Annotated in this window: 18 protein-coding genes; 10 read left to right on the top strand and 8 right to left on the bottom strand. The window is 69.7% G+C overall.

Annotation, left to right across the window (positions count from 1 at the left end; genetic code table 11):
- Window positions 1–56 precede the first annotated feature (56 nt).
- From CFB39_RS14530 to CFB39_RS14510, 5 genes are all read left to right on the top strand, one after another.
- Complete coding sequence (locus CFB39_RS14530; RefSeq protein WP_089473465.1) at window positions 57–1,382, top strand: sugar ABC transporter substrate-binding protein; 1,326 nt, start codon at window positions 57–59, stop codon at window positions 1,380–1,382.
- A gap of 99 nt (window positions 1,383–1,481) precedes the next feature.
- A complete protein-coding gene (locus CFB39_RS14525) occupies window positions 1,482–2,435 on the top strand; it encodes a carbohydrate ABC transporter permease (RefSeq protein ID WP_089473464.1) in 954 nt (317 codons plus the stop codon).
- The gene (locus CFB39_RS14520) at window positions 2,432–3,283 is read left to right on the top strand and encodes a carbohydrate ABC transporter permease (protein ID WP_011353034.1); all 852 of its coding nucleotides are present in this window, start codon (window positions 2,432–2,434) and stop codon (window positions 3,281–3,283) included. The genes CFB39_RS14525 and CFB39_RS14520 overlap by 4 nt, the downstream gene beginning before the upstream one ends.
- Window positions 3,280–3,966 (top strand): HAD family phosphatase, encoded by a 687-nt coding sequence (locus CFB39_RS14515; RefSeq protein WP_089473463.1) that lies wholly within the window; start codon window positions 3,280–3,282, stop codon window positions 3,964–3,966. The genes CFB39_RS14520 and CFB39_RS14515 overlap by 4 nt, the downstream gene beginning before the upstream one ends.
- Before the next feature lie 58 nt (window positions 3,967–4,024).
- Entirely contained in the window at window positions 4,025–5,134 is a 1,110-nt protein-coding gene (locus CFB39_RS14510) for an ABC transporter ATP-binding protein (RefSeq protein WP_089473462.1), read from the top strand.
- Between the two features lie 201 nt (window positions 5,135–5,335).
- Here CFB39_RS14510 and CFB39_RS14505 read toward each other — a convergent pair whose 3' ends face one another.
- The 4 genes from CFB39_RS14505 to CFB39_RS14490 all read right to left on the bottom strand — a co-directional run bounded on the left by CFB39_RS14505 (window position 5,336) and on the right by CFB39_RS14490 (window position 10,469).
- A complete protein-coding gene (locus tag CFB39_RS14505) occupies window positions 5,336–6,349 on the bottom strand; it encodes a sugar-binding transcriptional regulator (protein WP_089473461.1) in 1,014 nt (337 codons plus the stop codon).
- Window positions 6,350–6,414: 65 nt separating this feature from the next.
- Complete coding sequence (xylB, locus tag CFB39_RS14500) at window positions 6,415–7,896, bottom strand: xylulokinase (RefSeq protein ID WP_089473460.1); 1,482 nt, start codon at window positions 7,894–7,896, stop codon at window positions 6,415–6,417.
- An 83-nt stretch (window positions 7,897–7,979) separates the two neighbouring features.
- On the bottom strand, window positions 7,980–9,374 hold the full coding sequence (gene dalD, locus CFB39_RS14495; protein WP_089473459.1) for a D-arabinitol 4-dehydrogenase: 1,395 nt from the start codon (window positions 9,372–9,374) through the stop codon (window positions 7,980–7,982).
- Window positions 9,375–9,557: 183 nt separating this feature from the next.
- Window positions 9,558–10,469, bottom strand: coding sequence for a LysR family transcriptional regulator (locus CFB39_RS14490; protein ID WP_179257682.1), 912 nt, complete (start codon window positions 10,467–10,469; stop codon window positions 9,558–9,560).
- Window positions 10,470–10,568: 99 nt separating this feature from the next.
- On the opposite strand from CFB39_RS14490, the gene mdlC reads away from it, so the two are divergent.
- The 4 genes from mdlC (at window position 10,569) to CFB39_RS14470 (ending at window position 16,290) form a co-directional block, all read left to right on the top strand.
- On the top strand, window positions 10,569–12,176 hold the full coding sequence (gene mdlC / locus CFB39_RS14485; RefSeq protein ID WP_089473457.1) for a benzoylformate decarboxylase: 1,608 nt from the start codon (window positions 10,569–10,571) through the stop codon (window positions 12,174–12,176).
- A gap of 39 nt (window positions 12,177–12,215) precedes the next feature.
- Window positions 12,216–13,667: an aldehyde dehydrogenase gene (locus tag CFB39_RS14480; protein WP_089473456.1), complete on the top strand. Its 1,452-nt coding sequence runs from the start codon at window positions 12,216–12,218 to the stop codon at window positions 13,665–13,667.
- A 14-nt stretch (window positions 13,668–13,681) separates the two neighbouring features.
- Window positions 13,682–14,626 carry a ketopantoate reductase family protein gene (locus CFB39_RS14475; RefSeq protein WP_089473455.1) on the top strand — a complete coding sequence of 315 codons (945 nt, stop codon included), beginning with the start codon at window positions 13,682–13,684 and terminating at the stop codon, window positions 14,624–14,626.
- Between the two features lie 266 nt (window positions 14,627–14,892).
- Window positions 14,893–16,290, top strand: a complete 1,398-nt coding sequence (locus CFB39_RS14470; protein ID WP_089473454.1) for an MFS transporter — start codon at window positions 14,893–14,895, stop codon at window positions 16,288–16,290.
- A 29-nt stretch (window positions 16,291–16,319) separates the two neighbouring features.
- Here CFB39_RS14470 and kynA read toward each other — a convergent pair whose 3' ends face one another.
- The 3 genes from kynA to kynB form a co-directional block, all read right to left on the bottom strand.
- Window positions 16,320–17,252 carry a tryptophan 2,3-dioxygenase gene (kynA, locus tag CFB39_RS14465; protein WP_039368343.1) on the bottom strand — a complete coding sequence of 311 codons (933 nt, stop codon included), beginning with the start codon at window positions 17,250–17,252 and terminating at the stop codon, window positions 16,320–16,322.
- A 78-nt stretch (window positions 17,253–17,330) separates the two neighbouring features.
- Entirely contained in the window at window positions 17,331–18,584 is a 1,254-nt protein-coding gene (kynU, locus tag CFB39_RS14460; protein WP_373452731.1) for a kynureninase, read from the bottom strand.
- 25 nt (window positions 18,585–18,609) lie between these two features.
- Complete coding sequence (gene kynB, locus CFB39_RS14455) at window positions 18,610–19,251, bottom strand: arylformamidase (RefSeq protein WP_089473453.1); 642 nt, start codon at window positions 19,249–19,251, stop codon at window positions 18,610–18,612.
- Window positions 19,252–19,381: 130 nt separating this feature from the next.
- Between kynB and CFB39_RS14450 the strand changes: the two genes are divergently transcribed.
- The gene (locus CFB39_RS14450; protein ID WP_006477992.1) at window positions 19,382–19,882 is read left to right on the top strand and encodes an Lrp/AsnC family transcriptional regulator; all 501 of its coding nucleotides are present in this window, start codon (window positions 19,382–19,384) and stop codon (window positions 19,880–19,882) included.
- Here CFB39_RS14450 and CFB39_RS14445 read toward each other — a convergent pair.
- Window positions 19,869–20,378, bottom strand: coding sequence for a flavin reductase family protein (locus CFB39_RS14445; protein WP_089426191.1), 510 nt, complete (start codon window positions 20,376–20,378; stop codon window positions 19,869–19,871). The genes CFB39_RS14450 and CFB39_RS14445 overlap by 14 nt on opposite strands.
- Between the last annotated feature and the right edge of the window lie 107 nt (window positions 20,379–20,485).

Raw genomic sequence — 20,485 nt, 5'->3', positions numbered from 1 at the left:
GGCCGCGAACGAAACGCAGTACCGACGACACTTCGAACAAACACAGGAGACATGCCATGCAACGAAAGATGCTCGACGCCGCCGCACGCTGCTTCGCCGGAGCCGCGCTCGCGACGGCGGCCTGCGCCGCGTCCGCCGGCACGCTGACGATCGCGACGCTGAACAATCCCGACATGATCGAGCTGAAGAAGCTGTCGCCGGCCTTCGAGAAGGCGAACCCGGACATCAAGCTGAACTGGGTGATCCTCGAGGAGAACGTGCTGCGCCAGCGCGCGACGACCGACATCACGACCGGCAGCGGCCAGTTCGACGTGATGGCGATCGGCACCTACGAGACGCCGCAGTGGGGCAAGCGCGGCTGGCTCGCGCCGATGACGGGCCTGCCCGCCGACTACGACCTGAACGACATCGTGAAGACCGCGCGCGACAGCCTGTCGTACAACGGCCAGCTGTACGCGCTGCCGTTCTACGTCGAAAGCTCGATGACGTTCTACCGCAAGGACCTGTTCGCGGCGAAGGGGCTGAAGATGCCCGACCAGCCGACCTACGACCAGATCGCGGAGTTCGCGGACAAGCTCACCGACAAGGCGAAGGGCACCTACGGGATCTGCCTGCGCGGCAAGGCCGGGTGGGGCGAGAACATGGCGTACGTGTCGACGGTCGTGAACACGTTCGGCGGCCGCTGGTTCGACGAGAACTGGAATGCGCAGCTCACGTCGCCCGAGTGGAAGAAGGCGATCAATTTCTACGTGAACCTGTTGAAGAAGAACGGCCCGCCGGGAGCGAGCTCGAACGGCTTCAACGAGAACCTGACCCTCACTGCGTCGGGCAAGTGCGCGATGTGGATCGACGCGACGGTCGCGGCCGGGATGCTCTATAACAAACAGCAGTCGCAGGTGGCCGACAAGATCGGTTTCGCGGCCGCGCCGGTCGCCGCCACGCCGAAGGGTTCGCACTGGCTGTGGGCCTGGGCGCTGGCCGTGCCGAAGACGTCGAAGCAGCAGGACGCCGCACGCAAGTTCATCGCGTGGGCGACGTCGAAGCAGTACATCGAGATGGTCGGCAAGGACGAGGGCTGGGCGTCGGTGCCGCCGGGCACGCGCACGTCGACCTATCAGCGCCCCGAGTACAAGGCTGCCGCGCCGTTCTCGGACTTCGTGCTGAAGGCGATCGAGACCGCCGACCCGAATGATCCGTCGCTGAAGAAGGTGCCGTACACGGGCGTGCAGTACGTCGGGATTCCTGAATTCCAGTCGTTCGGCACGGTGGTCGGCCAGTCGATCGCGGGTGCGGTCGCGGGCCAGATGTCGGTCGACCAGGCGCTCGCCGCCGGGCAGGCCGCCGCCGACCGCGCGGTGCGGCAGGCCGGCTACAAGAAGTAACGCGGCACGCACCGTGCGCGGTGGCGCACGGTGCGTGTCGTCGAAGCTGACAGGCGGGCAGGCCTTCGCGCCCGCGCATCAACCGGAGGGACTCCGATCATGCGTCACCTGCGTCTTCCCCTGAGCCACGCTCACGCGCCGTCGGTCGGCGACGCGTCGTCACCGCCCGGCGCGCCGCGCCGCGCGCGCGGCGGCGCGAGCTGGCTCGTCTCGCCGTCCGTCGCGGTGCTGCTGCTGTGGATGTCGATTCCGCTCGCGATGACGATCTGGTATTCGTTCTCGCGCTACAACCTGCTGAACCCGGACGTGAAGGGCTTCGCCGGGTTCGACAACTACCGCTTCCTCGCGACCGATCCGTCGTTCCTGCCCGCGATCTGGCACACGCTCGTGCTGATCGGCGCGGTGCTCGCGATCACGGTGATCGGCGGCGTGCTGATGGCCGTGCTGTTCGACCGCAAGTTCTACGGGCAGGGCGTCGCACGCCTGCTCGCGATCGCGCCGTTCTTCGTGATGCCGACGGTGTCCGCGCTGATCTGGAAGAACATGATCCTGCACCCGGTGTACGGGCTCGTCGCGAACGCGATGCGCGCGCTCGGGATGACGCCGATCGACTGGTTCGCCGATTACCCGCTCACCGCGGTGATCATCATCGTCGCGTGGCAGTGGCTGCCGTTCGCGTTCCTGATCCTGTTCACCGCGATCCAGTCGCTCGACCAGGAGCAGAAGGAAGCGGCGCGCATCGACGGCGCGGGCCCGATCGCGATGTTCTTCTACATCACGCTGCCGCATCTGAAGCGCGCGATCGCCGTGGTCGTGATGATGGAGACGATCTTCCTGCTGTCGATCTTCGCGGAGATCTACACGACGACCGGCGGCGGCCCCGGCGACGCGACGACCAACCTGTCGTACCTGATCTACGCGCTCGGCCTGCAGCAGTTCGACGTCGGCCTCGCGTCCGCGGGCGGCATCATCGCCGTGGTGGTCGCGAACGTCGTGTCGTTCTTCCTCGTGCGGATGCTCGCGCGCAACCTGAAGGGAGAGTACGACAAATGAGCGACCTGACCTTCGAGGGCCGGCGCGTGCCGGCCGTGTTCGACCTCGTGCGGCGCGCGCTGCCCGGCACGCTCGCGTGGCTGATCGCGCTGTTGCTGTTCTTCCCGATCTTCTGGATGGCGATCACCGCGTTCAAGACCGAGCAGCAGGCGTATGCGTCGACGCTGTTCTTCATCCCGACGCTCGACAGCTTCCGCGAGGTGTTCGCGCGCAGCAACTACTTCGCGTTCGCGTGGAATTCGGTGCTGATCTCGGCGGGCGTCACGGTGATCTCGCTGCTGTTCGCGGTGCCGGCCGCCTACGCGATGGCGTTCTTCCCGAACCACCGCACGCAGAAGGTGCTGCTGTGGATGCTGTCGACCAAGATGATGCCGTCGGTCGGCGTGCTCGTGCCGATCTACCTGCTGTGGAAGAACGCGGGGCTGCTCGATACCGTGTCGGGCCTCGTGATCGTCTACACGCTGATCAACCTGCCGATCGCGGTGTGGATGACCTTCACGTACTTCAACGAGATTCCGAAGGACATCCTCGAAGCGGGGCGCATCGACGGCGCGTCGACGTGGCAGGAGATCGTCTACCTGCTGATGCCGATGGCGCTGCCGGGGCTCGCGTCCACCGCGCTGCTGCTCGTGATCCTGTCGTGGAACGAGGCGTTCTGGAGCATCAACCTGTCGAGCTCGAACGCGGCGCCGCTGACCGTGTTCATCGCGTCGTACTCGAGCCCCGAGGGGCTGTTCTGGGCGAAGCTGTCCGCGGCTTCGCTGCTCGCGGTCGCGCCGATCCTGATCGTCGGCTGGCTGTCGCAGAAGCAGCTCGTGCGCGGGCTCACGTTCGGAGCCGTCAAATGACCGCGACGAACGTCCTGATCTGCGATTGCGACGGCGTGCTGCTCGACAGCGAGGCGGTGGCGGCCGACGTGCTCGTGCGCGAACTCGATGCCCGCTGGCCGGGCGCGGATGCGCGGCCGGCCGTGATGCCGCTGCTCGGGCTGCGCATCGAGCGCGTGCTGGCCGGCGCATGCGACGCGCTCGGCCGCACGCTGTCGAACGACGACGTCGTCGAGATCCGCGCCGCGGTCGAGGCGGCGGCCGTCAACGCGCCGATGGTCGACGGCATCGATGCGGCGCTGGCCGCGATCGAACTGACGACGGCCTGCGCGAGCAACAGCTACCGCGCGTACGTCGAGGCAGCGCTGGCCCGCACGGGCCTCGCGCGCTTCTTCGGCGACCGGCTGTTCTGCGCGGACGCCGTCGCGCGGCCGAAGCCGGCGCCCGACGTGTATCTCGCGGCGGCGCGCACGCTCGGCGTCGCGCCGGCCCGGTGCCTCGTGGTCGAGGACAGCGTGACCGGCATCACCGCGGCCGCCGCGGCCGGCATGACCGTGCTCGGCTTCGTCGGCGGCGGGCATGCGTCGGCCGCGCAGATCGATGCGCTGCGCGGCATCGGCGCGCGTCACGTCTTCGACGACATGCACGAGCTGCCCGGCTACGTCGCGCGCTGGCAGGCGACCGGTGCGGTGCTGCCGAACTAGCAAGAACGATTGCGCGCCGCGTTCGACGCGGCGCATCACGAACGAACGGAGACAGATCATGGCAAGCGTGCTCCTGCGCAACATCGCGAAGCGCTACGACGACACCGAAGTGCTGCGCAACGTGAACCTCGACATCGCCGACGGCGAATTCGTCGTGTTCGTCGGCCCGAGCGGCTGCGGCAAATCCACGTTGATGCGGATGATCGCCGGCCTCGAGGATATTTCGAGCGGCGACCTGCTGATCGACGGCGCGAAGGTCAACGACGTGCCGAGCGCGAAGCGCGGCATTGCGATGGTGTTCCAGTCGTATGCGCTGTACCCGCACATGACGCTGTACGACAACATGGCGTTCGGCCTGAAGCTCGCGGGCGCGAAGAAGCCGGAGATCGACCAGGCGGTGAAGCAGGCCGCGAAGATCCTGCACATCGACCATCTGCTCGACCGCAAGCCGAAGCAGCTGTCGGGCGGCCAGCGGCAGCGCGTCGCGATCGGCCGCGCGATCACGCGCAAGCCGAAGGTGTTCCTGTTCGACGAGCCGCTGTCGAACCTCGACGCGGCGCTGCGCGTGAAGATGCGGCTGGAGTTCGCGCGGCTGCACGACGAGCTGAAGACGACGATGATCTACGTGACGCACGACCAGGTCGAGGCGATGACGCTCGCCGACAAGATCGTCGTGCTGTCGGGCGGCGCGGTGCAGCAGGTCGGCACACCGAACGAGCTGTACCACGCGCCGGCGAACCAGTTCGTCGCGGGCTTCATCGGCTCGCCGAAGATGAACTTCCTGAAGGGCACCGTCGAAGCGGTCGACGCGGGCGGCGTGCTCGTGCGTTTCGACAGCGGCGAGACGCAGCGCGTCGCGGTCGAAGCAGCGGGCTTGCAGCGCGGCGCGGCGGTGACGGTCGGCGTGCGGCCCGAGCACCTGAAAGTCGAAGCCGCGGCGACCGGTGTGGCCGCGAAGACGATGGCCGTCGAATCGCTCGGCGATGCCGCGTACCTGTATGCGGAGTCGGCCGTCGCGCCGGACGGGCTGATCGCGCGGATTCCGCCGCTCGACACGTACCGCACCGGCGAGGCGCTGCATGTGCACGCGCAAGCCGAGCACTGTCACCTGTTCGATGAGCACGGGCAGGCGTTGCGCCGGCTGAGCATGCACGCGAAGGCCGCGTGACGGCCGTCGCCTGCGCCGGACAGACGCGCAGGGGTTCGGCCATCGAGTCGATGAATGCGCGTGGCCTGGGTGTCGGATGCCGGCCCGACGATCACGGTATGGGGGTCGGCGCGTGGCGTGCGCGCCGGCATGCGTTTCCGGCGCCGCACGCGGGTTGAGCGCTCGACAGCCGCGCGCGGTGCGCCGTGCGCGGCTTCGGCGTCAGGCCGCTTTCGCGGCGAGCGCGGCGCGCGCGCACGCTTCGTCGGTGACGAGCCCCGACAGCCAGCCGCCGCGCAGCGCGGCAATCACCGCGTCGTGTTTCTTCGGGCCGCCGGCGAACGCGATCGTCGGCAGCTTCGGCGGCGTGGCGAGCGCGACGCTCGTCACGCGCGCGCTCGTCGATACGGCGATCTGCGTGCCCTGCGCGTCGATCGGCACGCCGAGCAGCTCGGCCACCGCGCCGAGCGCGGTCATCTCGTCGCGCTCCTGTTCGGTGATGAAGCCGTCTTCATAGAGCGGGCAGTGCGGGCCGATGTTGCCGATCCCGACGAACGCGACATCGGCCTTGCCCGACAGCGCCTCGACGATCCGGTACAGCCGGTGATTGCACCACTGCGCGCGCTCGGCGTCGCTGTCGGCGAACAGCGGCGCGGGCAGCAGGAAGTGCTTGCTGCCGGTTTTTTCGGAGATGTACTGCGCGACGTCGTAGCGGTTCGACGAACCGTCGGCCGCGATCGCGCCGACCATCGACACGAGCCGGTGCTGCGGGCGGTCGATCTGCGCGATCTGCGCGACCGCGGCCTTCAGCGTCCGGCCGCTGCTGACCGCGATCACCATCGGCCGCGTTTCGTTCAGGTAGCGCTCCATCACCTGCGCGCCGGCGACCGCGAGCTTGCGGTCGATCGCGTCGGGCGCATCGGCATCGACGGGCACGACTTCGCACATCGCGAGGCCGTAGCGCTTCGACAGCTGTGCGCCGAGATCGAGGCAGTCGGCGAGCTGGTGGTCGACGCGTACGCGGATCAGGTTCTTCTCGACCGCGAACGCGACGAGACGCTGCGCGACCGGGCGCGACACCTGCAGCTTTTCCGCGATTTCGTTCTGCGTGTCGCCCGCGACGTAGTAGAGCCACGCGGCACGCGTGGCGAGATCGAGTTTTTCTGAGGACTTGGACACGATAGCGATTCGGTTCGGATCGGGGGGGCGCCCCGCGGGCCGGCCGGCGGGCCGCATGGCGGCATCCACTGTACCGCATGTCGCGCACGCGGCCGACGGCCGCCACGCGCGACGTGCGGCGCTTATGCGAGCCGTGCGCGCGATGGTTCGTACAGCGGCTGCACGTGACGGTACAGCGCGCGGAACGCATCGAGACGTTCGCGCAGCAGCGCATGGCGGGCCGCATTCGGCGTGTATTCGGCGCGCACCGGCGGCTTGGTCAGTACCGCATGCGGATCGCCGCCGACGGCCAGCCAGCCGAGCCGTGCCGCGCCGAGCGCCGCGCCGGTTTCGCCGCCGCCGTGCTGGCGCGTGCGCACGTTCAGCGCATCGGCGATCAGCTGCGCCCAGAACGCGCTGCGCGCGCCGCCGCCGATCAGCGACAGCTGGTCGGTTTCGACGCCGGCCGCATGCAGCGCGTCGAGACCGTCGGCGAGGCCGAGCGTCACGCCTTCGAGCACCGCGTAGCCGAGATGCGCGCGTTCGGTCGCATGTGTCATCCCGAAGAACACGCCTTGCGCGTACGGGTCGTTGTGCGGCGTCCGCTCGCCGGACAGGTAGGGCAGGAACAGCGGGGCCGTCGCGAGCGCGTCGGCGTCGAGCGTTTCGATTTCCGCGAGCAGCGCGGGCTCGTCGGTGCCGGTCAGCTTGCAGACCCAGCGCAGGCAGCTCGCGGCCGACAGCACGACGCTCATCAATTGCCAGCGATCGGGAATCGCATGGCAGAACGCATGCACGGCCGACGCGGGGTTCGGCATGAAGCGATCGCCGACCACGCTCAGCACGCCGGAGGTGCCGAGCGAGACGAAGCCGTCGCCCGCGTGGATCGCGCCGATGCCGAGCGCACTCGTCGCGTTGTCGCCGCCGCCGCCGGCCACCACGACGGCCTCCGACAGCCCGAGTTCGCGTGCGATGTCCGCGCGCAGCGTGCCGGATGGCGCGTTGCCTTCGACGATGCGGGGCATCTGGTCACGCGTCATCCCGCACGCGGCGAGCAGCGCATCGGACCAGTCGCGGCGCGCGACGTCGAGCCACAGCGTGCCGGCGGCGTCCGACGGATCGGACACCTTCGCGCCGGTCAGCCGGAACCGCAGGTAGTCCTTCGGCATCAGCACGCAGGCGGTTGCCGCGAACACGTCGGGTTCGTGCTTCGCGACCCACAGCAGTTTCGGCGCGGTGAAGCCCGGCATCGCGAGGTTGCCGGCCAGTGCGTGGAGATCGGGCGCGCGTTCGGTGAGCAGCGCGCATTCGTCGGCGCTGCGCATGTCGTTCCACAGGATCGCGGGGCGCAGCACGCGATCGTCGCGGCCGAGCAGCACGGCGCCGTGCATCTGGCCCGACAGGCCGATGCCGCGCACGGCCGCGAACGCGTCGCGGTGCCGCTCGCGCAGCGCCGCGAGCGCGGCGAGCGTGCCTTGCCACCAGTCGTCCGGATGCTGTTCGGCCCAGCGCGGATGCGGCCGCGACACGGTGAACGGCGAGCCGGCGGTGCCGACGACCGTGCCGTCCGGGGCGAGCAGCAGCACCTTCACTTCCGAGGTGCCGAGGTCGATGCCGAGATACATGAGCGATCCGTTCCGTCAGTGGGGAGTCGCTACTTTATCCGCGCGGCCGCGCCCGTGCCAAGGCAGGTTCGCCCGGATGCGCGTCAGCGTGCCGCGAGCCATGTGTCGACACGCAAGAGTCCGCCGCGCAAGGCCTCGAACAGCGCGGCGTTGCCGGCGAGCGAGCCCCACAGCTGCCGGTTCGCGCACAGCGCGACGACCGGGTCGTCGGCCTGGACGATCGCGCGCGCGGCGCTTTCGTCCATCACGCCGTCCTGGTACGCGTACGGCAGCGCGCCGCGCGCCCAGCGCTCGAGAAAGCGCAGGAACAGCGCGGGCAGCACGGCGGTGGCGACCGGCGCCGCGCCGCGTGCGAACGATTCGGCGAGCGTCGGCGCGATGAAGCCGGGAATCTTCGAGAAGCCGTCGGCCGCGACGCGCTGGTTCGTGTCGAGCACGTACGGGTTGCCGAAGCGTTCGAGCACGACGTCGCGGTAGCGCGCGAGATCGAGCGGGCTCGGCGTGAGGCAAGGGATCACGTCCTGCGTCACGTAGTCGTGCGCGAAGCGGCGGATCGCCGCGTCGTGCGTGCCTTCGTGGATATACGTATGGCCCGCGAGCGTGCCGGCCCACGCGATGCAGCTGTGCGTCGCGTTGAGGATGCGGATCTTCGCTTCCTCGTACGGGTGCACGTCGTCGACGAGTTCGGCGCCGGCCGCTTCCCACTTTGGACGGCCGGCCGCGAAGCGGTCCTCGATCACCCACTGGATGAACGATTCGCCCATCACCGGGCATGCGTCGTCGAAGCCGGTGGCCGCCAGCACGCGCTCGCGCACGTCGGCGGTCGGGCGCGGCGTGATGCGGTCGACCATCGCGCTCGGTGTCGCGACGTTCGTATCGAACCATGCGAGCAGGTCGGCCTGGCCGCGCCGCTCGAGGAATTCGCGCATCCCCGCGCGAAAGCGCGCGCCGTTGTTGCGCAGGTTGTCGCAGCTCTGCAGCGTGAGCGGGCCCGCGCCGCGCTTCACGCGTTCGGCGAGCAGCGCCGCGAGCGCGCCGTACAGCGTCGTGCGCGCGCTCTGCAGGTCGGCCGCGAGATCGGCGTTCGCGAGGTCGAGCCGGTTGTGTTCGTCGAGGTAGTAGCCGCCTTCGGTAACGGTAAACGACACGATCCGGCAGGCCGGGTCGGCGCCGGCGTCGATCAGCGCGGCGAGGTCGATCGACCACGGCAGCACGCGCGTGATCGCGCGGATCGTCTCGTACGCGCGCTCGCCTTGCGGCGTGACGGTTTCGAGCGTGTAGGCGCCGTGCTGCGCGGCGAGTGCGTCCATCGTCGCGTGCATGTCGTCGCGGATGTTGCCGACGGTCAGCGACCAGCGCTCCTCGGCCGGGACGGCCGCGTTCACGCGATGCAGATACCACGCCTGGTGCGCGCGGTGAAACGAGCCCGCGCCGATGTGCAGCAGCACGGGCGTGCGGGCGGAGGGCGATGCGCTCATCCGGTGTCTCCTTTTCGTGCCTGACAGTCCTGCCGAATACGATCATTTGCTCTTTGTGTGAGCGAATGATCGTATTCGGGCGAACGAAAGTCAAGGCGGGGAAACGGCATTTCGATGGTGCGCTGCGGCGGCGTGCGGGAAGGTGGGGAGGCCGCGAACGGGCACCCGGTGCGGAAAGCGCCGTCAGCGTCCTTCGCGCGTCAACGCGACGAGTTCCTCGAGCAGCTTGCCCGCTGGCCCCGGCAGGATGCCGTGGCGGCGCCGGAACGCGGTGAGCGTGCGCACCGCGACGACCTCGCGCACGGGCAGCGTGTCGATCGTGCCGGCACGCTGTTCGGCGCCGTACATCGGCTCGGCCATCCAGCTCAGGAAGCCGGCATGCGCGACGAGGCTCTTCAATGTAGTAACCGAGCGCGTTTCGACCGCGATGTCGGGCAGCGCGAGCCCATGTGCGTCGAAGGTCGCGCGCATGTGGTCGAACGGCGCGGTGCCGCGCGGCGGAATCGCCCAGCGCGCGTGCAGCGTGTCGGCGAGCGTCGGCGCGCGGTCGAGCGCGCGCAGCGGATGGTGCGGCGCCGCAACGATGTGGCTGCGATCCTCCCAGCGACACTCGGGAATCGCGACGATCTCGTCGGTATCGGGCCCGTGCGCGGACAGCGCGAGATCGATCTCGTGCTTGTTCAGCCCTTCCGCGAGCCGGTCCCACACGCCTTCGATGATCTCGACGCGCAGGTTCGGCCAGCGGTCGAGCACGCGGCCGACCGCGACCGGCAGCACGAGGCTCGCGATGCTGCCCACCGTACCGACCTTGATCGTGCCTTTCGCGAACCCGCGCATCGCATCGAGCTCCTCGCGCGCGTGCTCGGCCTCGTGCTGCAGCAGCGTCGCATGCGGCAGCAGCGCGTCGCCGAACGCGGTGAGCTGCACACCCTTCGAATGGCGCTCGAACAAGGGCGCGCCGACCTGGTCCTCGAGCCGCTTCAGGATCCGGCTCAGCGCCGGCTGCGTCACGTGCAGCGCGTCGGCCGCGCGGCCGAGGCTGCCGCACGCGACAATCGTCGTGAAGGCGCGCAATTGTCGGAGGTCGAAAGTCATGTCGGAACGGTATGGCTTATCGCAAAAAATACAGTATCCGAGAATGGCTCGCGCTTCGATACTGTGGAAACCGCCAAGCCATCGAGGAGACGCCCGAGCATGTCCGGCCATACGCCCCCTTCCGCCGCACCGATCACCGTTCGCGATGCGGTGATCGACCTGCTTCGCCAGTTCGGCATCGACCGCGTGTTCGGCAATCCCGGCTCGACCGAGCTGCCGATGTTCCGCGACTTCCCGGACGATTTCCGCTACGTGCTCGGCCTGCATGAAGCCGTCGTGGTCGGGATGGCCGACGGCCACGCGCAGGCGACCGACAATGCGGCGGTCGTCAACCTGCATTCGGCGGCGGGTGTGGGCAACGCGATGGGCAATCTCTTCACCGCCTTCAAGAACCGCACGCCGCTGATCGTCACCGCGGGCCAGCAGGCGCGCGCGATCCTGCCGTTCGACCCGTTCCTCGGCGCGACGCAGGCCGCCGAGTTGCCGAAGCCGTACGTGAAATGGAGCATCGAGCCCGCGCGTGCGCAGGACGTGCCGGCCGCGATCGCGCGTGCGTACCGCATCGCGATGCAGGAACCGCGCGGCCCCGTGTTCGTGTCGATCCCGGTCGACGACTGGGATCAGCCGGCCGAGCTGCTGCCGCGCCGCGACGTCAGCCGTGTCGTGCGGCCCGATCCGGACGCGCTCGCGCGGCTCGGCGATGCGCTCGACGCCGCGCGGCGTCCCGCGTTCGTGGTCGGGGCGGCCGTCGATCGCGCCGGTGCGTGGGACGACGTCGTGCGGCTCGCCGAGCGGCACCGTGCGCGCGTGTACGTCGCGCCGATGTCGGGGCGCTGCAGTTTCCCCGAGGACCATCCGCTGTTCGCCGGCTTCCTGCCCGCGATCCGCGAGAAGATCGTCGCGCGGCTCGACGGGCACGATCTCGTGTTCGCGTTCGGCGCCCCCGCATTCACCTATCACATCGAGGGCTTCGGCCCGCACGTGCCGCCGGGCGCGACGCTCGTGCAGCTCGTCGACGATCCGGGCGTCGCCGCGTGGACGCCGTCGGGCGATGCGGTCGTCGGCAACCTGCGGCTCGCCGCGCGCGACCTGCTCGCGCGGCCGGCGCCGCCCGAGCGGCCGATGCCCTCGCCGCGGCCGCCGCGTGCGCGCGTCGAACCGCCGGCCGCCGGCGAGCGCATGTCGGTCGCGTTCGCGCTGCAGACGCTCGCCGACGTGCGCGCCGCGCACGACATCGTCGTCGAGGAAGCGCCGAGCGCGCGGCCCGTGATGCAGGAACACCTGCCGTTCACGCACTGCGGCACCTTCTACACGATGGACAGCGGCGGTCTCGGCTACGGGATGCCGGCCGCGGTCGGCGTCGCGCTCGCGCAGCCGGGCCGGCGCGTGATCGGGCTGATCGGCGACGGATCGAGCCTGTATTCGATCCAGGCGTTGTGGAGCGCCGCGCAGTTGAAGCTGCCGATCACGTTCGTGATCCTGAACAACCGGCGCTACGCGGCGCTGCAGGATTTCGCGCCGGTGTTCGGCTTCGGCCCGGACGATCCCGTGCAGGGCACCGATCTGCCGAACCTGGATTTCGTCGCGCTCGCGCAAGGGATGGGCTGCCGGGGCGTACGCGTGTCCGATGCGGCGCACCTGCGTGACGCGCTGACCGACGCGCTGCGTGCGGCGGCGCCGGTCGTCGTCGAAGTCGAGATTGTCTGAATGACGTGATGCGCAGTGGCGCGTCCTGCCGGAGATTCCATGCAAACCGTATCGATGCTGATCGGCGGCGAACGCCGTCATTCATCCAGCGGCGCGACCTTCGCGCGCCGCAACCCGCTTGATGGCGAAGTCGCGTCCGAAGCGCCCGCGTGTACCGTCGACGATGCGCGCGCGGCGGCCGACGCGGCCGCCCGTGCATTTCCCGGCTGGGCCGCGCTCGGCCCCGGCGCCCGCCGTGCGCTGCTGCTGAAGGCGGCCACCGCGCTCGAAGCGAAGCACGAGCAGTTCGTCGCCGCGATGGCGGCGGAGACGGGCGCGTCCGCGCTGTGGGCCGGCTTCAACGTGCAGCTTGCCGCGAGTGGGCTCGTCGAGGCCGCGTCGCTGACCACGCAGGTCGGCGGCGAGCTGATCCCGTCCGACGTGCCCGGTTCGCTCGCGATGGGTGTGCGGCAGCCGGCCGGCGTCGTGCTCGGCATCGCGCCGTGGAATGCGCCGGTGATCCTCGCGACGCGCGCGCTCGCGCTGCCGCTCGCGTGCGGCAACACCGTCGTGCTGAAGGGCTCGGAGCTGTGCCCCGTCACGCACGGCTTGATCGTCGAGGCGCTGCAGGAGGCAGGGCTGCCGCCGGGCGTCGTCAATTTCGTGACGAACGCGCCCGAGGACGCGGGTGCCATCGTCGATGCATTGATCGCGCATCCGGCCGTGCGCCGCGTGAATTTCACGGGCTCGACGCGCGTCGGCAGGATCGTCGCCGAAGCCTGTGCGCGCCACCTGAAGCCGTCGGTGCTGGAGCTCGGCGGCAAGGCGCCGTTCGTCGTGCTCGACGATGCCGATCTCGATGCGGCAGTCGCGGCGGCCGCGTTCGGCGCGTTCGCGAATTCCGGGCAGATCTGCATGTCGACCGAACGCATCGTCGTCGACGCGTCGATTGCCGATGCGTTCGTCGCGAAGCTCGCCGACAAGGCCGCGTCGCTGCCGCTCGGCGATCCGCGCCAGGGGCCCGTCGTGCTCGGTTCGCTGGTCGACATGAAGGCCGTCGAGCGCTGCAACGCGCTGATCGACGACGCGCTCGCGCACGGCGCGACGCTCGTGTGCGGCGGCAAGGCCGACAGCACGCTGTTCCCGGCCACGCTGCTCGACCATGTGACGCCGGCGATGCGCATCCATGCGGAGGAGTCGTTCGGCCCGGTGAAGGGCATCGTGCGCGTCGATGGCGAGGACGCCGCGATCCGCTGCGCGAACGACAACGCGTTCGGGCTGTCGTCGGCCGTGTTCAGCCGCGACGTCGCGCGTGCGATGCGCGTCGCGGCCCGCATCGAATCGGGCATCTGCCACGTGAACGGTCCGACCGTGCACGACGAGGCGCAGATGCCGTTCGGCGGCGTGAAGGACAGCGGCTTCGGCCACTTCGGCGGCAAGGCCGGCATCGCGGCGTTCACGGACCTGCGCTGGATCACGGTGCAGACCGCACCGCGCCACTATCCGTTCTGACGAGGCCGACGACGATGAGGATTGCGATTCTGGGCGCCGGCGCGAAGGGCTCGCTGTTCGGCGGGCGGCTGGCCGAAAGCGGCGAGGCCGTCACGCTGATCGACGTGAACGATGCGCATCTCGATGCGATTCGCCGCGATGGGTTGCGCATCGATGACGATCGTGGTGAGCGGTGTATCCGGACGTTGCAGGCCGTGCGGCCGGAAGCGGCGAATGCGGCTGCGGCCGCATCGCCCGATGCATCATTCGACCTGCTGATCGTTTTCACGAAGTCGCTGCATACGCGCGCCGCGCTCGACGGCGTGCGCGCGCTGCTCGAGCGGGACACGCACGTGCTGACGCTGCAGAACGGGCTCGGCAACGTCGAGACGCTGAATGCGTTCGTGCCGCTCGAACGCATCCTGGTCGGCGTGACGACGTGGCCGGCCGACGCGGCGGGGCCGGCGCACGTGCGCTCGCACGGGGCGGGCGCGATCCGCATGATGACGGCCGACGGCGCGGCACGTCCGTTCGCGGCGACGGTGGCCGATACGCTGTCGCGCGCGGGGCTCGCGTGCACGCTGGACGCCGACGTGTGGGCCGCGATCTGGGAAAAGGTCGCGTTCAACGCGGCGCTCAACACGCTGTGCGCGGCGACGGGCTGCACGGTCGACCAGCTCGGCAACCATCACGACGGGCCGCGGCTTGCCCTCGCGATTGCAGCCGAGGTGGCCGCGGTCGCCCGGGCGAAGGGCATCGCGGTCGACGGCGAGCGCATCGCGCGCAATGTCGAGCATGCGATCCGCGCGCATCGCGGCCATCGCCCGTCGATGCTGCAGGACGTGCTCGCGGGCCGCCGCACGGAAATCGACGCGATCAGCGGCAAGGTCGTCGCGGCCGCGCGCGAAGCGGGCGTCGCGGTGCCGCATGCGGAGACGCTGCTCGCGCTAGTCCGGCTGATCGACGCGCGGGTGAACTGAGCATCAGGCGGGCGGCGCGGCTTGCGCCGCACGACGAGACGAGCGCGTCGCGCGCAGGCGACGGCGCCGGATCGGGACAGGTTGGACGAGACACCGGAGGCGGCGCCGATGCGTCGACGCCGGCCGCCTGCGCAGCACGAGATCCGGGCACGCGCCACCGCGCCAGCCCGGGCAACCGGAGACGCCATGAACGCCATCGAATGCCGTTGTCTTGCCGCGCGCTGCTTGCGCATGTTGCCGCCTGAGCGCGGCGCACGGGAGGTCGCATGAGCACGCGCGACGGATTGTTGCCTGCGTCCGTCGACATCGGCGCGACGCTCGACGACGGGCCGTTCACGACGATGCAGCGCTGCGTGGTGCTGCTCGCCGCGCTCGCGATCGTGCTCGACGGCTTCGACGGCCAGCTGATCGGCTTCGCGATTCCGGTGTTGATCCGCGAATGGGGCATCACGCGCGGCGCGTTCGCGCCGGCGGTGGCGGCCGGGCTGATCGGGATGGGCATCGGCAGTGCGTGCGCGGGGATCGTCGCGGACCGCTTCGGCCGCCGTCAGGCCGTGATCGGCAGCGTGTTCCTGTTCGGCATCGCGACCTGCGCGATCGGCTTCGCACCGGACGTCACGGCGATCGCGGTGCTGCGCTTCGTCGCAGGCCTCGGGATCGGCGGCGCGTTGCCGACGGCCACGACGATGACGGCCGAATACACGCCCGCGCGGCGTCGCACGATGATGGTGACCGCGACGATCGTCTGCGTGCCGCTCGGCGGCATGCTGGCCGGCCTGTTCGCGCACGAGGTGCTGCCGCGCTACGGCTGGCGCGGGCTGTTCTTCGCGGGCGGCGCGTTGCCGCTCGTGCTCGGCTTCGTGCTCGTGCGTGCGCTGCCCGAATCGCCGCGCTATCTCGCGCGGCGCCCCGCGCGCTGGCCGGAACTCGGCGCGCTGCTTGCGCGGATGGAGCGGCCCGTCGCGCCGGGCACCGCCTTCACCGATCTGCGGGACGCACGCGCGGCAGGCGGCCGCGGCGGCTTCGGCGCGCTGTTCGCGAGCGGCCAGGCGCGCGACACGATCGCGCTGTGGTGTGCGTTCTTCATGTGCCTGCTTGCCGTGTATGCGGCGTTCAGCTGGCTGCCGACGATGCTGGCGGCGAGCGGGCTGAGCGTGTCGGTGGCGGGGACGGGGCTCACCGCGTACAACCTCGGCGGCGTGATCGGCGCGCTGTTGTGCGCATGGACGATCGCGCATGCCGGGTCGCGCTGGCCGCTCGTGCTGTGCAGTATCGGCGGCGCGGCGAGCGCGGTGTGGCTGATGGGTGTCGATGCGAGCCGCCACACGGGCTGGCTGATCGTCGGGCTCGGCCTGCACGGGTTGTTCGTCAACGCGGTGCAGTCGACGATGTATGCGCTCTGCGCGTACATCTACCCGACGGCCGTGCGCGCGACGGGCACCGCGAGCGCGCTCGCGTTCGGCCGGCTCGGCGCGATCCTCAGCGCGTTCGCGGGCGCGGTCGTGATCACCACGGGCGGCGCCACGGCCTATCTGACGATGCTGGCGATCGCGATGGGCATTGTCTGCGTCGCGCTGCTCGTCGTGCGACGGCACATTCCGCGACTGTCGCGCGCGGCCGTGCAGCCGCGCGAAGGGGAGGAGCTGGCCCGCACGTCGTCGTGACGGCGGGCGGGCCGGGGGCGGGGCGCGCGTTACAGCGTGGTGCGCACGTGCCAGAGCTCGGGGAACAGCACGACGTCGAGCATCTTGCGCAGGTACGGCGCGCCGCTGGTGCCGCCCGTGCCCTGCTTGAAGCCGATGATGCGCTCGACGGTCGTTACGTGACGGAAGCGCCACTGGCGGAACGCATCCTCGAGATCGACGAGTTCCTCGGCCATCTCGTAAAGCTCCCAGTGCTGCTGCGGATGACGGTACACCTCGAGCCACGCGGCTTCGACCGTCTCGTCGTGCCGGGTCGGCTGCGTCCAGTCGCGCTCGAGCCGCTCGGCCGCGATCGGGAAGCCGCGCCGCGCGAGCAGGCGCACGACTTCGTCGTAGAACGACGGCGCTTCGAGCGTTGCACGCACCTGTTCGAGGATGTCGGGCCGGTGCGCATGCGGCTGCAGCATCTGCACGTTCTTGTTGCCGAGCAGGAATTCGAGTTGCCGGTACTGATAAGACTGGAAACCCGACGACTGCCCGAGATACGGCCGCATCGCCGAATACTCGGACGGCGTCATCGTCGACAGCACGTTCCAGGCCTGCACCAGTTGCTCGAGAATCCGCGACACGCGCGCGAGCATCTTGAACGCAGGCGGCAGCGCGTCGGTGCGCACCGCGTCGAGGGCGCCGCGCAGTTCGAACAGCGCAAGCTTCATCCACAGCTCGCTCGTCTGATGCTGGATGATGAACAGCATCTCGTTGTGATCGGGCGACAGCGGATGCTGCGCGTCGAGGATCGAATTCAGCGACAGGTAGTCGCCGTAGCTCATCGACTTCGAGAAATCGAGCTGCGCGTTGTGCCAGCCGGCATCGCCGGGCACGTGCGACGCTTCGTGCGCGGCCGGGGCTGCTTGGGCCGAATGCGCGGCGCGTGCGCCCGAGAACGGGCAGCCCGCCGGCGCGTCGCCGCCGGGTGGCTGCATATGACCAGAATTCACGACTTTCTCCAGATTTGAATGACGGGGCGCGGCGCGCGGCTCGCGCGCGCCGGGCAAGGCCGATCAGGTCACCGCGCCGCGTTCGGCGAACTCGGGCGCCTTCCACGCGTCGGTGGCGAGGATGTCGCGCAGCGTCTCGACGGCATCCCACACGTCGGCGAAGCGCGTATAGAGCGGCGTGAAGCCGAAGCGCAGCACGTACGGCTCGCGGTAGTCGCCGATCACGCCACGCGCGATCAGCGCCTGCATCACCTCGTAGCCGTGCGGATGCTCGAAGCTCGCCTGCGAGCCGCGCTGGTGATGCGCACGCGGCGTGACGAGCTTCAGCGACAGGCCCGCGCAGCGTGCCTCGACGAGCGCGATGAACGCATCGGTCAGCGCGAGCGACTTGCGGCGGATCGCGTGCATGTCGGTCTGCAGGAACACGTCGAGCCCGCATTCGACCATCGACATCGACACGATCGGCTGCGTGCCGCACAGAAAGCGCGCGATGCCCGGATCGGGCGTGAAACCCGGCTGCATCGCGAACGGTGCGCGGTGGCCCCACCAGCCGGACAGCGGCTGCGAGAAGTGCGCGTGATGGCGCTGCGGCACCCATACGAAGGCGGGCGAACCGGGGCCGCCGTTCAGGTACTTGTACGTGCAGCCGACCGCGCCGTCCGCGCGCGCGCCGTTCAGGTCGACCGGCACCGCGCCGGCCGAGTGCGCGAGATCCCACAGCATCAGGCCACCCGCGTCGTGCACGAGCTGCGTGACGGCCGGCATGTCGTGCATGTAGCCGGTGCGGTAGTTCACGTGCGTGATCATCGCGACGGCCGTGTCCGCGCCGAGCGCGCCGGGCAGGTCGGCCGGGTCGTCGATCAGGCGCAGTTCGTAGTCGCCGCCGAGCTGCTCGATCAGCCCCTGCGCGATATACAGGTCGGTCGGGAAGTTCGAGCGCTCCGACACGATCACGCGGCGCTCCGGCGCGCGCTCGGCCTGGTGGCGCACCATCGCCGACAGCAGCTTGAACAGGTTGATCGAGATCGTATCGGTCACGACCGTCTCGTCGGGCGCGCCGCCGATTAGCGTCGCGAGCTTGTCGCCGAGACGGCGCGGCAGCGCGAACCAGCCGGCCGTGTTCCAGCTGCGGATCAGGCCTTCGCCCCATTCGGCGCCGATCACCTGCTGCGCACGGGCGGCCGAGGCGCGCGGCTGTGCGCCGAGCGAGTTGCCGTCGAGGTAGATCACGCCGTCGGGCAGGGAGAACTGGTCGCGCAGCGGGGCGAGCGGATCGTCGCGGTCGAGCGCGAGCGCGTCTTCACGGGTCTTGATCATGATGTGGGGTTGTCAGTCGGGGTAATCAGGAAGCACGCGCGGGCAGCGCGCGCAGCACCGCGCGCACGGGGCTCGCGTCGAGCGTCGCGAACTTCAGCGGCAGAGCGATCAGTTCATAGTCGCCGGGCGGCACGTCGTCGAGCACGATGCCTTCGAGGATCGCCATCCGGTGCGCGCGCACGCGGTGATGCGCATCCATCGTCTTCGATTCCTGCGGGTCGAGCGACGGCGTGTCGATGCCGATCAGCTTCACGCCGTGCGCGGCGAGCAGGTCGATGGTCTCGGGCGCGACCGCGCAGAAGTTGCTGTCCCAGTGCTCGACGCTGGCGCGCGCACAGGTGCGCAGCAGCACGCGCGGCGGCACGCCGTCGAGCGCGGCCGCGACATCGGCCGGCTGCACGACCGGCGATGCGCCGATGCAATGGATCACGCGGCACGGGCCGAGGTAGGTGTCGAGCGGCACGGCGCCGATCGGCGCGCCGTCGGCGTCGTAGTGCAGCGGCGCGTCGCAGTGCGCGCCCGTGTGCGGCGACAGCGTCAGGCGCGCGACGTTGACCGGCGAGCCGGCCTCCATCCGCCACACGCGTTCGACGGAAACCGGCGTATCGCCCGGCCACACGGGGGTGGCGGGGCTGACGGGCGGCGAGATGTCCCAGAGGGTGTCCATGGCATGACGATTCGGTGAGTCGATCCTTCGAATGATAGGTGGACGCTCGCAGAAAGTGCTTGCGAAATAAACATGGACAATCCGCCGGATTGGCAGATAATTCGACTCAGAGGGAAAACGGGGACCAAAAATGCACGCGATCACGCTCGATGCCACCGACTGCCGGATTCTGGCGGTACTGCAGGAAGAGGGCAGAATCAGCAATCTCGACCTGGCGGAACGGATTTCGCTTTCGCCGTCCGCCTGTCTACGCCGCATGCGTCTGCTCGAGGAGCAGGGCGTGATCGAGCACTATCGCGCGTGCCTGAGCCGCGAGAAGCTCGGCTTCGAGCTCGAGGCGTTCGTTCAGGTGTCGATGCGCAACGAAGAGAATCAATGGCACGAGCGCTTCGCGGAAGCGCTGCGCGAATGGCCGGAGGTGGTCGGCGCGTTCGTCGTGACGGGCGAGAGCCACTATCTGCTGCGCGTGCTCGCGCACAACCTCAAGCACTATTCGGATTTCGTGCTGAACCGGCTCTACAAGGCGCCGGGCGTGATGGACATCCGTTCCAACATCGTGCTGCAGACGCTGAAGGATGAAGCCGGCGCGCCGGTCGGGCTGGCGCGCACGGGGGCGATCAAAGCGGTGTAAGGCCGTGGAAGCCGCCGCCGTGGAACACGAGCGGCGGCGCCGTGTCCGATTCCATGCGCACGCCGCAGCGCTCCACTTCGCCGACGAAGATCACGTGGTCGCCTTCATCGTAGCGGCTGCGGTTGTGGCATTCGAACCACGCGAGCGCGCCGTCGAGCACGGGCATCCCCGAGTTGCCGGCCGCATGCGCGATCCCTTCGAAGCGGTCGCCCTTGTAGGTCGAGAAGCGCTTGCACAGGTCGAGCTGCGAGGCCGCGAGCACGTTCACCACGTAATGGCTGTTGCCGCGAAACACGGGCGTCGACGCCGATTTGTGCGCGAGGCTCCACAGCACGAGCGGCGGATCGAGCGAGACCGAGTTGAACGAGCTGGCGGTGATGCCGATCAGCTGGCCGGACGGCGCGCGCGTCGTGATCACCGTCACGCCTGTGGCGAACTGGCCGAGGGCTTGCCGGAAGGCGGCCGAGTCGAAATCCGGGGGATTGGCGTGGCTCATCGCGCGGCCATCCGGAACGAGACGGGCGGGCGCGGCGCGACGCGGGTGGGGCGGGCACGGCGGACGAAAGGCGACAAGGCGGTCGAGGGGGAAGGGGTGCGCATGGC

It is taken from the genome of Burkholderia sp. AU6039 (assembly GCF_002223365.1).
Taxonomy (GTDB): domain Bacteria; phylum Pseudomonadota; class Gammaproteobacteria; order Burkholderiales; family Burkholderiaceae; genus Burkholderia.
This window is presented reverse-complemented; position numbering and strand designations above follow the sequence as displayed.